This is a genomic window from Caulobacter sp. (assembly GCF_035254145.1).
Classification (GTDB): Bacteria; Pseudomonadota; Alphaproteobacteria; order Caulobacterales; family Caulobacteraceae; genus Caulobacter.
Window position 1 is genome coordinate 18,231 of the sequence record NZ_DATFAV010000241.1, and the last position, 15,032, is coordinate 33,262.

Consider the following 15,032-nt stretch of genomic DNA (forward strand, 5'->3'; position numbering starts at 1 on the left):
AGGCGGCCGCAGGCCGGAGGGGGAAGTTCGGACTATCCGGTTTCTTCCCCCTCCGTCGCCTACGGCGACACTTCCCCCGCTGGGGGGAGGATTTCCCATTCGACCAGCACGTCCGGATCGTCCTCGACGCCCCGCAAAGCCGCCGCGGCCTCTCCGACCAGCCGCCGCGCGGCCCAGGCCGCCGCGCCACGCACCACCGGCGCGGGATCCCTCAGCAGCGGTTCGACCACCGCCATCAGACCAGCGTCGCCGCTATTGCCGATCGCGTACAGCACGTTGCGCACGAAGCGGTCTCGTCCGATCCGCTTGATCGGGTTCTTCGAGAAGAAAGCCCTGAACTCGGCGTCGTCCAGGCGCGCCAGTTCGGCGAGCGATGGCTGCTTCAGCGCCGCCCGCGCCTGCAGCTTGGCCTCGTTCGACAGCGTCGCGAACTTGTTCCACGGACAGACCGCCAGGCAGTCGTCGCAGCCATAGATGCGATTGCCCAGGGCCGCCCGGAACTCGGTAGGGATCGGCCCCGAAAGCTCGATCGTCAGGTACGAGATGCAGCGTCGCGCATCCAGTTGGCGCGGAGCCGGAAAGGCGTTGGTCGGACAGATGTCCAGGCAGGCGCTGCACTTGCCGCAGTGATCGATCTCCGGGGCGTCCGGCGGCAGTTCCAAAGTCGTCAGCACGCTGCCCAGGAACAGCCAGGAGCCGAACTGTCGCGAGACCAGGTTGGTGTGCTTGCCCTGCCAGCCCAGGCCGGCGCGCTGGGCCAATGGCTTTTCCATGAGCGGCGCGGTGTCGACGAAGACCTTCACGTCGTTCCCGAACCGGCGATGCATCCAGCCGGCCAGCACCTTCAGCCGCTTCTTGACCAGGTCGTGATAGTCGTCGCCCTGGGCGTAGACAGAGATCGCGGCATTGTCTGTACGCGCCAGCTGTTCCAGGGGATCGATGTCGGGACCGTAGTTGACGCCCAGCACCACCGCCGACTTCGCCTCGGTCCACATGGCGGTGGGATGGGACCGCCGCTCCAGCGTCTCCTCCATCCAGCCCATGTCGCCGTGGCGCTCGGCCTCGACGAAGGCCTTCAACCAGTCGCCATTGGGCCAGGCGGCGGCCGCGTCGGCGAAGCCGCAGGTCGAGAAGCCCAGGCTCAGAGCCTCGGCGCGGATCTCGTCCTTGATCGCACCAAAGTCTTTTGGGGGAGAAAGCTCAGAAATCGAGGTCGTCATAGTGCGCGGCCGGCGCGAGGCCAGGCCAGCGGTCGGCCAGGATCGGCCGGAAGGCCGGCCTCGACTTCAATTTCATGTACCAGGTCTTGGCCGTCGGGAAGTCTTTCCACGGCACGTCACCGAAATAATCGATGACCGACAGGTGCGCGGCGGCGGCGAAATCGGCGAGACTCATCCGTCGGCCAGCCAGCCAGTCGCGGGTCTGCAGCAGGCCGTCGATATAGCCCAGGTGCATGCGCAACGCCTCGCGTCCCTGGCGCAGGGCCGCCAGATCCGGCGCCCCCATGCGCAGCAGCCGCTTCTCCATCTTTTCGTGGAGGAGGAAGCCGTTCACCTCGTTGTCGAACTTGCGGTCGAACCACTGCAGCAGCCGGCGGGCCTCGGCGCGCTCGGCCGGATCGCGACCCAATAGCGGCGGCTCCGGCTCGCTCTCCTCGATGTGCTCGAGAATGGCCCGAGTCTCGCAGGCGGTCAGGGTGCGTTCGTTGCGGGTCTCGACCAGGACCGGCGTCAGGCCCGATGGATTGAGGGCCGCGAACTCGGGCGGCGCTTCCCAATATCGAACCTGCACCTCGACGAACGGCAGCCGCTTTTCGCCCAGCGCCAATCGCACCTGCCGCGAGGCGGGATCGAGGGGAAAGTGGTGAAGGGTGCGTTCGACGCTCATGCCCAGGTGCGCTCAGGCTGCATCGAAAGAGCGATGCGCCGCTTTGCTTAACAAGAGATTGCTGAACCGCGATTAGTCAGGAAAACCAGCCTTTTGCGCGGCGATTTCGATCAAGCCTGGCCGTTCATGCGACCAATCAGCGCCGTGGTGCTCTGGCCCTGTTTCAGCTGCGCCAGGACGACCTCGCCCCCGTAGCCGAGGACGATGTCCGAGCCGACCACGGTCTCGACCGTGTAGTCCGCGCCCTTGACCAGCACATCCGGTCGGAACGCCTTGATCAGCTCCAGCGGCGTGTCCTCGTCGAACAGCACCACCAGATCCACCGAGGACAGCGAGGCCAACACCGTCGCGCGGCCCTGCTCCTTCTGCACCGGCCGGGTCGGGCCCTTCAGCTTGGAGACCGAAGCGTCGGTGTTGAGGCCGACGATCAACCGGTCGCAAGCCGACTTGGCCTGCGACAGCAGGGAGACGTGGCCGGGGTGCAGCAAATCAAAGCAACCGTTTGTGAAGCCGACCTTCAAGCCCCGCGCGCGCCATCCCTCGACGATCTCACGGGCCTGGTCGAGGGTCGCGATCTTGATCTCTCCAGGCTCGCCCTGGTTCGAGCCGGCCCGGGCGGTGAGCTCCGCGGCGGTGACGACGTCGGTGCCCAGCTTGGCGACGACCAGCCCGCCCGCGAGGTTGGCGAGATGGGCCGCGTCGGCCAGACTCGCGCCAGCGGCGATAGCCAGGGCCAGGGTCGCGGCCACGGTGTCGCCGGCTCCGGAAACATCGAACACCTCCACGGCCGTCGCTGGGAGATGAACCGGCGCCTGGCCGCGAACCGCCAGGGTCATGCCGGCTCCGCCCCGCGTGATCAGAGCGGCGTCCAGGGTCGGCGCCATGGCCAGGATCGCCGCGCCGGCGTCTTCGGAGGCCGCGTCGCTGTTGTCGACGATGCCGGTCGCCTCGGCGGCTTCCTTGCGGTTCGGCTTGATCAGGGTCGCGCCGTCGTATCGGGCGAAGTCGCGGCTCTTGGGATCGACGATCACCGGCTTGCCGGCCGCCCGGGCCGCGGCGATCGCCTCGCGCGCCACCGCGTCGGTCAGCACGCCCTTGGCGTAGTCGGACAGCACCACGACGTCGGCCATCGGCAGGCGGGCCTTGAACGCCGCCAGCAGCGCCACGCCGTCGCCGGACGTGCGATCCTCGCGATCGACTCGCAGCATCTGGTGGGAGCCGGAAATGTAGCGGACCTTCTCGGTCGTGCGCCGGCTCGGATCCACGATCAGTTCGGCCTCGAGCCCGGTCTCGGCGTCGATCATGCCGTTCAGGGCGGCGCCCGCGTCGTCCCCGCCGATCAGGCCGATCAGGACGGCCTTCGCGCCGAGGGCCGCCACGTTGCGCGCGACATTGCCCGCCCCGCCCAACATCGCCGTTTCCTTCTCGACCGCGATCACCGGCACCGGCGCCTCGGGCGAGATGCGGTCGACCGCGCCATAGACGAAGCGGTCCAGCATCACGTCGCCGAGAACCAGCACGGTCTTGCCGGCGAAAGCGCGGGGCAGATGGGCGAGGGCGTCGTTCATGCGGAGTTCCGTACCGCTCCGCCCCGAAAACTCAACCCTCGACGCTCTCGGCGAAGACGCCACCGTGCTTCTCGGCCAGGCCCCGGGGGTCGGGATGGATGATGATGTCGGCCGAGGGGAAGGCCTCCAGCAGGCGGTTCTCGGCGGCGACCATGATCGTGTGCGCCTCGGCCAGCGAGATCTCGGCGGCCAGGTCGGCGTGCATCTGCATGTGGACGTAGGGACCGGAGGCCCGCGTGCGCAACTGGTGGACGCCCAGGACGCGCGGATCCACCGTGGCGAGCTCGACGATGCGCGCACGCTCGTCCTCGGGCAGTTCGCGGTCCATCAGCTGGGCCGAGGCCTCGCGGAACACACCGATCGCGCCCCAGATCAGCCACAGCGCCACCACCAGGCCGGCCGCGGCGTCGAGCCAGGGCAGGCCCAGCCAGGCGGCCGCGCCGACCCCGACCAGGGCCACCGCGTTCGAGGCGAGGTCGGCCGCATAGTGAGCGCGGTCGCCGGAGATGGCGATCGAGCCGCTGGCCTTCACGACGCGGGTCTGGGCGGTGATCAGCGCCAGGGTCAGGCCGATCGACACCAGCATCACGGCCACGCCGGCCAGGCCGTGCTCGACGGGGCGCGGATGCAGCAGCGCGTTGATCGCCTCGCGTCCGATCAGGGCGCCCGAAGCGAAGACCAGGCCGCCCTGCATCAGGCTGGAGAAAGCCTCGGCCTTGCCGTGGCCGAAGCGGTGCTCGGCGTCCGGCGGCTCGGCCGCGTAGCGCACGGCGTAGACGGTGATCAGCGAGGCCACGAGATCCAGCGCCGAGTCCGACAGCGAAGCCAGGATCGCGACCGAGCCGCTGGCCAGCCAAGCAGCCGCCTTGACCAGGATCAGGATCGCCGCTGTCGCGACCGACAGCAGGGCGACCCGTCGAGTGGCGGCGCGGACTTCGGGGGAGGCGGCGGCTGGGGACATGGCCGCCTTTTAGCAAGGCCGCCGGCCCAGCCCCAGCGCGAACGACTCGCGACGGTCAGGCCGCTATCCTGGGCTCCGGCCCCACATAGACCGACTGCGGGCGGATCAGGCGGCCGCCGGCCAGTTGTTCGCGGGCGTGGGCCAGCCAGCCGGCGACGCGCCCCATGGCGAAGACGCAGGTGAAGCTGGACGGCGGCAGGCCCAAGGCCTCCAGCAGCAGGGCGGTGTAGAATTCGACATTGGTGTCCAGCGGCCGATCCGGCTTGTGTTCCCGCAGGATTTCCAGGGCCGCCTGCTCGACCGCCTCGGCGAAAACCAGACGGCCGGGCAAGCCGCCCGACGCCGACGCCAGCTTGCGCACGGCCGCCTTCAGGGCGTCGGCGCGCGGGTCTCGGACGCGGTAGATGCGATGGCCAAAGCCCATCAATCGGTCGCCGCGCGCCAGGGCCCTCTCCAGCCACGGGCGAGCGTTCGCGGGCGTTGCGATCTCGTCCAGCATCTCGATCACCGGCCCCGGCGCGCCGCCGTGCAGCGGACCTTTCAGCGCCGACAGTCCCACCAGCACCGCCGAGGTCAGGCCCGCGCGTGTCGAGGCCACGACCCGGGCGGCAAAGGTCGAGGCGTTCAGGCCGTGGTCGCAGACCGTAACCAGATAGGCGTCCAACGCCATGGCCTCGGCCTCGGTCGCCGGTGTTCCGCGCGTCATGCGCAGGATGTCGGCGGCGTGCGACAAGGCCGGATCTGGCGCGACGGGGCTCTCGCCCTTGGCCACGCGCAACACGGCGGGGGTGAAGACGGCGGGGGCCGCGATCAGCAGCAGGGCGGTCGCCAAGTCGTCGCCGTCGGGCAGGCGGGCCAAGAGCGCGCGCATGGCCTCCACTGGATCGCGCCGGGCCAGGCCTTCATCAAGCGCGGCCACCTCGGCGAAGGCGCGCACACGAGCCTCGCCCAGAGCCGGCGCCAGGTCGGAGGGCGCGTCTTCGAAAAAGCCGTCGAACAGCAGATGGGCGGCTTCCTCGTAGCGGGTGCGGCCCGCGAGATCCTCGACGGCGTAACCCCGGATCACCAGACGGCCCCTGGCGCCGTCGACATCTGACAGAACGGTGCGGGCGGCGACAACGCCCTCAAGACCCTCGGACATATGCGGTCTCCTTTCTTGGCGAAAAGGCTCGCGTCCAGCTTGATCGTCAATCTTGATCAATATAATCAACCTATATGACCGACTGGCTCGAAGCGGATCAGGTACTGGAGCGGCTCGGGATCCGGCCGCAGACGCTCTACGCCTACGTCAGCCGAGGCCGGATCGAGGCGGCCGCCCATCCCCGGGATCCGCGCCGCAGCCTCTATCGCGCCTCGGACGTCGCGGCCCTGGCCCAGAAGAAGGCGCGCGGCCGGCGCGCGGCCGACGTCGCCGCCGAGGCGATCGCCTGGGGCGAGCCCGTGCTGGCCTCGGCGATCACGACGGTGGCGGGGGGACGCCTCTGGTATCGTGGTCGCGACGCCGTGAACCTGGCCGAGCAGGGCTTGAGCCTGGAAAATGTCGCCCGACTGCTGCGCGGCGGTCATGGGGCGGCGCTGAAATCGTCGCATCGCCCAGAACCGCCGCCCGCCGACGGCGCGCGCGGCCGCCTGTTTCTGGCCCTGGCCGCCCGGGCAGGGCATGAACCGCCGGCGCGAGGCCGCGCGCCCCTGGCCCTGGCCATGGAGGCCGCCGACCTGCTGGAAGCCGTCGTCGACGCCGCCACCGGCCCGTTTCCCGAATCTGGGGCTGGCGAAGGCCCCGCCCATGCCCGCTTCGCCGCCGCCTGGGGCCTGGACGCCGAGGGCGCCGACCTCGTCCGCCGCGCCCTGGTGCTGCTCGCCGATCACGAACTGAACGCCTCGACCTTCGCCGCTCGCGTTGCGGCCTCGACGGGCGCGTCGCTGTCGGCGGCCTGCCTGGCGGGGCTGGCGGCCCTGTCCGGACCCCTGCACGGCGGCATGGCCGCCCGGGTGGAGGCCTTCGTCGAGGAGGCCGAGCGTCGGGACCCGAAGCACGCGGTGTCCGCCCGTCTGGCGCGCGGCGCCGCCATGCCGGGGTTTGGTCATCCGCTCTATCCCGATGGCGATCCCCGCGCGGCGGCCTTGCTGGGAGCGTTCGAAATTTCGCCGCTACTGGCCGACCTGCGAGCGGCGACCGAGGCGGCGACCGGTCAGGCGCCGAACATCGATTTCGCCCTGGTGACCTTGGCCCGGACCCTGAAGCTCCCGCCGGACGCGCCCTTCATCCTGTTCGCCACGGCCAGAAGCGCCGGCTGGGCAGCGCATGCCATTGAGCAGTTGCAGACGGGACGCCTGATCCGGCCGCGCGCGCGGTACGTCGGCGCGGCGCCCGATAGCTATTCGCCTTCTTCCTCGTCATAGCCGACCAGCCTGAGCGCCCGAGCGGGGAGGCCTTCCAGCTCGCACCACCGCTCCAGCGCCTCTTCACGGCCGTGGGTGATCCACACCTCGCCGGGGCGCAGCTCCGACAAGGTCGCCGTCAATTCGTCCCAGTCGGCGTGGTCGGACAGGATCAGCGGCAGCTCGACCCCGCGCTGACGGGCCCTGGCCCGCACGCGCATCCAGCCAGAGGCGAAACAGTCCACGGGTTCGGGAAAGCGCCGCGACCAGCGGTCGGCCATGGCGCTGGGCGGGGCGATGATGATCTGTCCTGCGAAGGTGTCCTTGGAGCCGGAGGACGTCGCCGGCGTGAGCACGCCAAGCTCCACGCCATGCGCCTCGTAGAGGACGTTCAGCCGCTCCAGGGCGCCGTGCACGAAGATCGGCCTGTCCCAGCCCGCCTCGCGCAGCAGGCTGATCACGCGCTGGGCCTTGCCCAGAGCGTAGGCGCCGACGATGTGACAACGATCGGGGAACTGCTCGACCGACGCCAACAGGCTGCGGATCTCCCCGGCGTCGTCGGGATGGCGGAAGACCGGCAGGCCAAAGGTCGCCTCGGTGATGAACACATCGCAGGGAACCGGCTCGAACCGCGCGCAGGTCGGGTCGCGGCGGCGCTTGTAGTCGCCCGAGACCACCATGGTCAGGCCCTTCCAGCGCACCACCGCCTGGGCCGAACCCAGCACATGGCCGGCCGGGACCAGCGTCACCTCGACCCCGTCGCGCGCATAGGTTTCGCCATAGGCCACGGCCTCGCGGCGACCGGCGAAGTCCTCGCCGTAGCGGACGGCCATGATCGCCAGGGTCTCGGGCGTGGCGACGGCGAGCCCGTGGCCAGCGCGGGCATGATCGGAATGACCGTGGGTGATCACCGCCCGGCCCACGGGGCGGACGGGGTCGATGTAGAAGTCTCCCGGCGGGCAATAGAGACCGGCCGGCCGGGGACAGAGAAGCGCTTCGGGCTTGATCACGGCTGGATATGACAACGCGGAAAGCGCTAAGCCTATCCCCATGAGCGATCCAGACAGTCACAAAGAACAGACCCGGCTCATCGCCACGGCGATGAACGAAGGCAGCCCCCAGGCTCGAGCCCTGGGCTTCTCCACCCTGGAGATCGGCGACGCGACCGCCGTCCTGAAGGTCCCGTACCGTCCAGAGATCGTCGGCGATCCCGAGACGGGCGTCATCGCCGGCGGAGTGGTCACCACCCTGCTCGACCACGCCAGCGGCCAGGCGGTGCACGCGGCCCTGGAGGCCTGGACCTCGATCGCCACCCTGGACCTGCGCATCGACTACATGCGCCCTGCCGAGCCCGGCCTGGACGTGCTGGCCCGCGCCCATTGCTACAAGCTGACCCGTTCGGTGGCCTTCGTCCGCGCCGTCGCCTACGACCGCGATCCAGAGGATCCGGTCGCCACCGCTCAGGCGGCCTTCATGCTCGACTCTAGCGCCGGCAAGAAACCAGGCGCCAACCTCAAGCCCTCGCGCCAGCCGAGCGCCAAGACCGGAGGAGTCGACCAATGAGCGACGCCGACAGCCGCCTGGTCTCGATGCTGGATTCCATCCCCTACGCCCGGTTCCTGGGCGTGCGCGCCGAACTGGCCGGCGACGAGATGACCGCCATCCTGCCCTTCGCCCAGCACATCGTCGGCAACCCGATGCTGCCGGCCATCCATGGCGGCGTGCTAGGCGCCTTCATGGAGATGACGGCCCTGGCCCAGTTGTCGGCCGCCGCGCCGATGACGCGCCAGCCGCGCACCATCGACGTCTCGATCGAGTACCTGCGCTCGGGCCGGCCCCTGACCACCTACGCCCGCGCCAGCATCAAGAAGCTGGGCAGGCGGATCGCCAACGTCCATGTCGAAGCCTGGCAGGAGACCCGCTCGGCCCCGATCGCCACGATGCGCGGGCTGTTCCTGGTGGCGCCCAGCGAAGAGTAAATGCGGCGGCTTCGTTGCGCCCCTCCCTGGAGAATAAAGTTTCTCAGGAAACTGAATTTTGCGACTGCATTAATCCTCTGTAATGCGGAACGGGTGCGACAAAGTTTCTTAAATCGGCGTCATGAAGCAAGGGTAACGTGCCTTAACCCGAGTCAGAGCCTATATCCCTGATCACCGGACGCCGACGGGGCGGCCGGACAAAAAAGGGATCAAGACCATGACCATGAAGACCAACGCCATCGCCGGCTTCGCTACGCTCGTCCTGGCGGTTCTGCCGCTCGTCATCATCGCCGGTTCGCTCGCCTCGAGCCTCTAAGTGATCGCCGCGTAACCTCCGTCAGGCCGCCCTTCGGGCCGCCTCGACGGAGATGGCGACAGACCAGATTTCCAAGACCCTAGACCTCTGAAGACCAAAGACTTTTCGCCGTCCGATGCAGGATGGCGTGGCGGGCCGCAAGACGATCGATATCCGCGTCGTAGCCGCCGCCGATGACCCCGACCACGGGGATCCCAAGAGCAAGACAAGCGCCCAGGACATAGGCCTCCCGTCGCCCAAGACCCTCGTCGGACAGCGACAGCCGCCCCAGCTTGTCGTCCGCGTGCGGATCGACCCCCGCATTGAAGAAGACGATGTCCGGCCGGACGCTGGAAAGCAGCGCCGGCAGGATCTCCTCCAGCTTCCGCAGATAGGCCTCGTCGCCCGTGCCGTCGGCCAGCTCGACATCGAGATCGCTCGTCGCCTTGCGGTGCGGGTAGTTCTTCTCGGCGTGCATCGAGACGGTGAAGACGCTGGGATCGCCCTCGAAGATGCGCGCCGTGCCGTCGCCTTGGTGAACGTCGAGATCGACGACCAGAACCTGACCCACCAGACCTTCCGCCTGCAGGCGCCGCGCCGCGACCGCCACGTCGTTGAACACGCAAAATCCCGCGCCGCCGTCGGCGAAGGCGTGATGGCTCCCGCCGGCGGTGTTGCAGGCGATCCCCTGCGCCAGCGCCAGGCGCGCGGCCAGGATCGTGCCGCCGGTCGCGGCCCGGGCCCGCGTCGCGACGCTGTCGGTATTGGGCATGCCGATCCGTCTGACCACGTCGGCCGGAAGAGAGAGCTCGATCACGCCCCGGACGTAGTCCTCCGAGTGAACCAGCCGCAGCGTCTCGACGTCGGCCGGTTCGGGCCGCACGAAGCCCTCGTTCCCCGGCACGCCCTCGGCCTCCAGCAGGCTGGCCAGGCGCGAGAACTTGTCCATCGGGAACCGGTGACCCGCGGGCATCTCGGCGCGGAAGGCGGGGTGGTGGACGATGGGTGGGGCGCGGGACATCGCCGTAACGATGGGCGCCGCGACCGCTGGACGCAAGGTGATGACTTGCGGCGGCGCCGAACCGCGCTTATCGCACTGCGTCATGCAGACGACCGAGAACCTCGCCGACATCCTCGACCTCGAACCGATCGAGGTGAACCTGTTCCGCGGCACGAGCCCGAATGACGGCTTCCCGCGCATCTTCGGCGGCCTAGTGATCGCCCAGGCGCTTCTGGCCGCGTACAAGACCGTGCCCGATCGCGTCTGCCACTCGCTGCACGCCTACTTCATCCGTCCGGGCGACGTGAACGCGCCGGTGCTCTACGACGTCGAGCGGGCCCGCGACGGCGGCACCTTCACCACCCGCCGGGTCGCCGCGATCCAGCATGGCGAGCAGATCTTCAACCTGGCCTGCTCGTTCCAGACGCCGGAAGACGGCTTTGAGCACCAGTCGGACATGCCCGACGCGCCCGATCCCGAAAGCCTGCGGACCGAGGTCGAGTTCCTCAAGAGCCTCGGCGAGCAGATCCATCCGAAGATGCTGGCCATGGCCGGCAAGCCGCGCCCCGTGGACGTGCGCTGGGTCGACCCGCAGAACCCGGTCGCTCCGGTCAAGAAGTCGGGGACCAAGAACGTTTGGATGCGCGCCAAGGCTCCGCTGGGCGACGACGTCAAGATGCAGCAGGCGGCCCTGGCCTACGCTTCGGACATGGCCTTCATGGAAAGCGCCCTGCGTCCGCACGGACTGATCTGGACGACGCCGGGCCTGCAGGGCGCCAGCCTGGACCACGCCATGTGGTTCCACCATCCGTTCGACTTCAACGAATGGACCCTGTTCGCTCAGGACAGCCCCAGCGCCTCGCAGGGCCGCGGTCTGGTGCGCGGCCAGATGTTCAGCAAGGACGGCAAGCTCCTGGCCTCGGTGGCCCAGGAATGCCTGATGCGGGTGCGGAAGTAGGCGTCAGGCCGGCTCGATCCGGGCCACGCCCGCGGCGGCCAGACCCCGCAGCAGGGACGCGGCCTGCATCCCCACGGTGATCTCGCCGGCCAGGGCCATGCGCAGCGCCTCGGCGGCCGAGACCCAGAACGACTCGATGCGCTCGCTCGGATCGTCTTTCGGCTGGCCGACGCGGACGACGTCTCGCGCCAGGACGATGTGGACGCGGTTGGTGTGGGTGCCGGCGTTGGGCCGACTCTCTCCGATCAGCGTCAAGTCGCCCGCGCAGCCGGCCTCCTCCAGAAGCTCCCGTCGCGCGGCGGCGACGGGATCGGTCTCGCCGGAATCCATGCCGCCCGCCGGAAGTTCGGTCGAAAAGTCGCCCAGGCCGTGGCGGTACTGCTTGATCAGCAGGACATTGTCGGCCGCGTCCAACGCCACCACCTCGACCCAGTCACGGTATTCCAGCACGTAATAGGGCGCGACCACCGCGCCCTCGTCGGTCACGCAATCGTCGGCCCGCAGGCTGATCCATTGATCCCTGTGCACATAGCGCGAGGCGGTGACCCGCCACTTTCCGTCGGACGTCACCGGGCGCTCCCTTGGCGGCAAATCAGTCTTCGACCGACTCTTCTTCAGAAGGCCCTTCCTGCTCGCCCACCAAGGCGGGCGGGTCGGCCAGGATCAGGCCTTCGGCGATCTTGACCTCGGGAACCGCGGCTCGCGTGAAGGGCAGGTACCAGGTGGGGCCGCCGAGGTCCGGCGTGATCTCGAGAATATCGCCGGCGCCGAAGTTCTGCACGCTCTTCACGCGGCCCAGTAGGACGTCGGTCTGGATATGGCGGACGGAAAGGCCGACCAGGTCGGTCAGGTAGAACTCATCCTCGTCCGGCTCGGGCAAGGCCGAGCGGGGGACGTAGAGACGCAGGCCGCGCAGGGCGTCGGCGGCTTCCTTGGTCTCGACACCCGGACAACGGCAGACGACGCCGTCCTTGGTCTTGCGAGCCGAAACGATGGTCAGCGCGACCGAGCCGTCCTGGCGCTTCAGCGTCTTGAAGGCCGCGATGCTCATCGGGTCTTCGGTATAGGTCGAAATCCGCACCTCGCCGCGCACGCCGAAGCCGCCGGCCACGCGGCCGACCAGGATCATCGGATCTTCGGGAGAGGGGGCCATGGTCCGGACAGAGTCGCGCCGCCGCCCCGAGAGAGACGGCGGCGCTGGAACCCTGATTAGCCTTCCGAGGCTTCTTCAGCCGGAGCTTCAGCGGCCGCTTCAGCAGCGGGGGCCTCTTCAGCGGCGACTTCGGCGGCGGGGGCTTCTTCAGCCGGAGCTTCTTCGACGGCCGGGGCGGCGGCCGCGGCGGCGGCGGCTTCAGCGGCGGCGACCTTGGCGGCTTCAGCGGCTTCGGCGGCGGCGACCTTGGCGTCGGCTTCGGCTTGCTTGCGGTCCTCTTCGCGCTGAGCGCGCTCGGCGGTGCGTTCCTTGGCCTTCTTGCCCGGTTCGCCCTTTTGCGGGTTGTTGCCGTGGGCCCAGGTGGTCAGGCCTTGGGCGGCCAGGAAGCGCGCGACGCGGTCCGACGGCTGAGCGCCCTTCTTCAGCCACTCCTGGATCGACTCGACCTTCAGCGTCACGCGCGCCGGGTCGTCCTTCTTGAGGAGCGGGTTGTAGGTGCCGACCTTCTCGATGAAGCGGCCATCGCGCGGCGAGTGGCTGTCGGCGATGACGATCGAATAGTACGGACGCTTCTTGGCGCCGCCACGGGCGAGACGGATCTTCAGCATTTGAGGTAGTCCTTGGTCTAGGTTCTATTTCTTGAACGGGTTGAAGCCGGGCAGGCCCAGGCCGGAGAGAGGGTTGGGCTTGGCGTCGCCGCCACTCCCGAGGCCCGGCAGACCGGGCAGCCCCGAGAGGCCTTGGCCCCCCGCTGCATTGGGATCGGGCTGGGGTATCTTCCCCCCGCCCATGTTCTTGAGACGGGCCATGTCGCCGCCGCCCATCATCTGGGCCATGCGGGCCAGGCCCTTGCCGCCATCCTTCGACATGGCCTTGAACATGTCGGCCATCTGGCGGTGCTGCTTCAGCAGACGGTTGATCTCGGCGACGTCGACGCCCGAGCCCGCCGCGATGCGACGCTTGCGCGAGGCGGCCAGGATGTCGGGCTTCTTGCGCTCTTCCTTGGTCATCGAGCTGATGATCGCCTGCTGGCGACGGAAGACCTTGTCGTCGATGCCGCTCTCGGCGATCTGCTTCTTGACCTTCTGGACGCCCGGCAGCAGGCCCATGATGCCTTCCATGCCGCCCATCTTCTGCATCTGGGACAGCTGGGCCGACAGGTCGTCGAGGTCGAACTTGCCCTTGGCCAGCTTCTTGGCCATGCGCTCGGCTTCGGCCTGGTCGAGGTCGGCGGCGGCCCTCTCGACCAAGGCCACGACGTCGCCCTGGCCCAGGATGCGGCCGGCGACACGGCGGGCGTCGAACACGTCCAGCTGGTCGATCTTTTCGCCGGCGCCAAGGAACTTGATCGGCAGGCCGGTGACGTGGCGCATCGACAGCGCCGCGCCGCCGCGGCCGTCGCCGTCGGCGCGGGTCAGGATAAGGCCCGTGAGCGGCAGGCGCTCGTGGAACGCCTTGGCCGTGCGCACGGCGTCCTGGCCGGTCAGGCTGTCGGCGACCAGGATGGTTTCGGTCGGGTTGGCGATGCGGGCGATCTCGGCCGCCTCGCTCATCATCGCCTCGTCCAGCGTGGTGCGGCCGGCGGTGTCGAGGATCAGGACATCGTAGCCGCCCAGCTTGGCGGCGGTCATCGCGCGCTTGGCGATGTCCTGGGCGCTCTGGCCGGGAACGATCGGCAGGCTTTCGACCTCGACCTGCTTGGCCAGGGTCGCCAGCTGTTCCATGGCGGCCGGGCGGCGGGTGTCGAGCGAGGCGACCAGCACCTTCTTGCGCTCGGCCTTGGACAGGCGCAGGGCCAGCTTGCCGGTGGTGGTGGTCTTGCCCGAGCCCTGCAGGCCGGCCATCAGGATCACCGACGGCGGGTTCAAGGCCAGGTTCAGGCCGGTCGGAACGTCGCCGCCCAGCATGTCCACCAGGCCGTCATAGACGATCTTGACCACCTGGTCGGCCGGCTTGACCGAGCGGATGACCGCCTCGCCCGACGCCAGCTCCTTGGCCTTGCTGATGAAGTCCTTGACGACCGGCAGGGCGACGTCGGCCTCGAGCAGGGCGACGCGAACCTCGCGCAGCGCCTCGTCGATGTCCTTTTCGGACAGCACGCCACGACCGCCGAGGCGTTCGAAGACGCCGGAAAGTCGCTCTGTAAGGCCGTCGAACATGTCGAACCCTGGGTTAAAACTCGGCTCCAAACGCCATCAGCCCCCGTGGACGATCACGTCGACGGGGGTCCTCGCCGTCCTCGTCCGGATGGATCCTGGGCTACCAGGCCGGGGTCGTGACGGTGGAGGCGCTGCTGATAAAGCGCCGGAAGCCGGGGCTTATGGCTGAAAAAGCGCGAGGAGTCCACAGTCAGGGGCGACTGCTGATCCGTCGAACCAAAACCCGCCTCCCCAAGCCTTGTGCCTGGGGCCCATCGCTCAGGCTGCGCAGCGCCGAAATAGAGGGCGACCACGACGGCGGAACCTGCTGACCAGAACCGAGCCTGGCCCCACCATGGGTCTCGCCACGAGGGCGAGGAAGGCGGTTGAATTGGGAAGGCTGAAGAAGCGGTTACGCGGTTCCCAGGAAGTCGCGCTTGCCGATCTCGACCCCGTTGTGGCGCAGGATCGCGTAGGCGGTGGCGAGGTGGAAGTAGAAGTTCGGGATCGCCTGGCCTTGCAGATAGTCGACGGCGTTGAAGACGTGGGTCTCGCCCCGGCGGGTCAGGGAAACCTCGCGGGTCTCCGCGCCCTCGAAGGCGGCCGGTTCGAGGCCCTCGACAAAGGCGATGGCGCGGTCGACGCGGGCGATCAGCTCGGCGAAGCTGGTCTCGACGTCGCCCCAGGCCGGAATCTCGGCCTGGGCCAGGC

17 protein-coding genes are annotated in these 15,032 nt (G+C 68.9%); 5 read left to right on the forward strand and 12 right to left on the reverse strand.

What is annotated here, in order from left to right:
• Positions 1 to 59: 59 nt before the first annotated feature.
• The 5 genes from queG to VJ655_RS14790 form a co-directional block, all read right to left on the reverse strand.
• The gene (queG, locus tag VJ655_RS14770; RefSeq protein ID WP_324112327.1) at positions 60 to 1,220 is read right to left on the reverse strand and encodes a tRNA epoxyqueuosine(34) reductase QueG; all 1,161 of its coding nucleotides are present in this window, start codon (positions 1,218 to 1,220) and stop codon (positions 60 to 62) included.
• A complete protein-coding gene (locus VJ655_RS14775) occupies positions 1,201 to 1,887 on the reverse strand; it encodes a glutathione S-transferase family protein (protein WP_324112329.1) in 687 nt (228 codons plus the stop codon). Before VJ655_RS14775 ends, queG begins: the two co-directional genes overlap by 20 nt.
• Positions 1,888 to 1,997: 110 nt before the next feature.
• On the reverse strand, positions 1,998 to 3,455 hold the full coding sequence (rfaE1, locus tag VJ655_RS14780) for a D-glycero-beta-D-manno-heptose-7-phosphate kinase (protein ID WP_324112330.1): 1,458 nt from the start codon (positions 3,453 to 3,455) through the stop codon (positions 1,998 to 2,000).
• A gap of 31 nt (positions 3,456 to 3,486) precedes the next feature.
• Positions 3,487 to 4,416 (reverse strand): cation diffusion facilitator family transporter, encoded by a 930-nt coding sequence (locus VJ655_RS14785; RefSeq protein ID WP_324112332.1) that lies wholly within the window; start codon positions 4,414 to 4,416, stop codon positions 3,487 to 3,489.
• A gap of 55 nt (positions 4,417 to 4,471) precedes the next feature.
• Complete coding sequence (locus VJ655_RS14790) at positions 4,472 to 5,557, reverse strand: citrate synthase/methylcitrate synthase (RefSeq protein ID WP_324112334.1); 1,086 nt, start codon at positions 5,555 to 5,557, stop codon at positions 4,472 to 4,474.
• Positions 5,558 to 5,631: 74 nt separating this feature from the next.
• On the opposite strand from VJ655_RS14790, the gene VJ655_RS14795 reads away from it, so the two are divergent.
• A complete protein-coding gene (locus VJ655_RS14795) occupies positions 5,632 to 6,819 on the forward strand; it encodes a citrate synthase family protein (RefSeq protein WP_324112335.1) in 1,188 nt (395 codons plus the stop codon).
• Here the strand turns inward: VJ655_RS14795 and VJ655_RS14800 are convergent.
• Positions 6,795 to 7,823 (reverse strand): ligase-associated DNA damage response exonuclease, encoded by a 1,029-nt coding sequence (locus tag VJ655_RS14800; RefSeq protein WP_324112337.1) that lies wholly within the window; start codon positions 7,821 to 7,823, stop codon positions 6,795 to 6,797. The genes VJ655_RS14795 and VJ655_RS14800 overlap by 25 nt on opposite strands.
• A 25-nt stretch (positions 7,824 to 7,848) precedes the next feature.
• Between VJ655_RS14800 and VJ655_RS14805 the strand changes: the two genes are divergently transcribed.
• The 3 genes from VJ655_RS14805 to VJ655_RS14815 all read left to right on the forward strand — a co-directional run bounded on the left by VJ655_RS14805 (position 7,849) and on the right by VJ655_RS14815 (position 9,093).
• Positions 7,849 to 8,361 carry a PaaI family thioesterase gene (locus VJ655_RS14805; RefSeq protein WP_324112339.1) on the forward strand — a complete coding sequence of 171 codons (513 nt, stop codon included), beginning with the start codon at positions 7,849 to 7,851 and terminating at the stop codon, positions 8,359 to 8,361.
• Positions 8,358 to 8,777 (forward strand): PaaI family thioesterase, encoded by a 420-nt coding sequence (locus VJ655_RS14810; RefSeq protein WP_324112341.1) that lies wholly within the window; start codon positions 8,358 to 8,360, stop codon positions 8,775 to 8,777. Before VJ655_RS14805 ends, VJ655_RS14810 begins: the two co-directional genes overlap by 4 nt.
• Before the next feature lie 217 nt (positions 8,778 to 8,994).
• Positions 8,995 to 9,093: a hypothetical protein gene (locus VJ655_RS14815; protein ID WP_324112343.1), complete on the forward strand. Its 99-nt coding sequence runs from the start codon at positions 8,995 to 8,997 to the stop codon at positions 9,091 to 9,093.
• 79 nt (positions 9,094 to 9,172) lie between these two features.
• Here VJ655_RS14815 and VJ655_RS14820 read toward each other — a convergent pair whose 3' ends face one another.
• Positions 9,173 to 10,093 (reverse strand): histone deacetylase, encoded by a 921-nt coding sequence (locus VJ655_RS14820; RefSeq protein ID WP_324112358.1) that lies wholly within the window; start codon positions 10,091 to 10,093, stop codon positions 9,173 to 9,175.
• Between the two features lie 82 nt (positions 10,094 to 10,175).
• On the opposite strand from VJ655_RS14820, the gene VJ655_RS14825 reads away from it, so the two are divergent.
• Positions 10,176 to 11,030, forward strand: a complete 855-nt coding sequence (locus VJ655_RS14825; protein ID WP_324112344.1) for an acyl-CoA thioesterase II — start codon at positions 10,176 to 10,178, stop codon at positions 11,028 to 11,030.
• Between the two features lie 3 nt (positions 11,031 to 11,033).
• On the opposite strand, the gene VJ655_RS14830 is transcribed toward VJ655_RS14825, so the two are convergent.
• From VJ655_RS14830 to VJ655_RS14850, 5 genes are all read right to left on the reverse strand, one after another.
• On the reverse strand, positions 11,034 to 11,600 hold the full coding sequence (locus VJ655_RS14830) for an NUDIX hydrolase (protein WP_324112346.1): 567 nt from the start codon (positions 11,598 to 11,600) through the stop codon (positions 11,034 to 11,036).
• Between the two features lie 22 nt (positions 11,601 to 11,622).
• Positions 11,623 to 12,183, reverse strand: coding sequence for a ribosome maturation factor RimM (gene rimM, locus VJ655_RS14835; RefSeq protein WP_324112348.1), 561 nt, complete (start codon positions 12,181 to 12,183; stop codon positions 11,623 to 11,625).
• Positions 12,184 to 12,239: 56 nt separating this feature from the next.
• Positions 12,240 to 12,791 (reverse strand): 30S ribosomal protein S16, encoded by a 552-nt coding sequence (rpsP, locus tag VJ655_RS14840; protein ID WP_324112350.1) that lies wholly within the window; start codon positions 12,789 to 12,791, stop codon positions 12,240 to 12,242.
• A gap of 24 nt (positions 12,792 to 12,815) precedes the next feature.
• Positions 12,816 to 14,342, reverse strand: coding sequence for a signal recognition particle protein (gene ffh / locus VJ655_RS14845; protein WP_324112352.1), 1,527 nt, complete (start codon positions 14,340 to 14,342; stop codon positions 12,816 to 12,818).
• 391 nt (positions 14,343 to 14,733) lie between these two features.
• Positions 14,734 to 15,032 (reverse strand): DUF1993 family protein (locus VJ655_RS14850; RefSeq protein ID WP_324112354.1); only part of this gene is annotated, 299 nt, incomplete at its 5' end.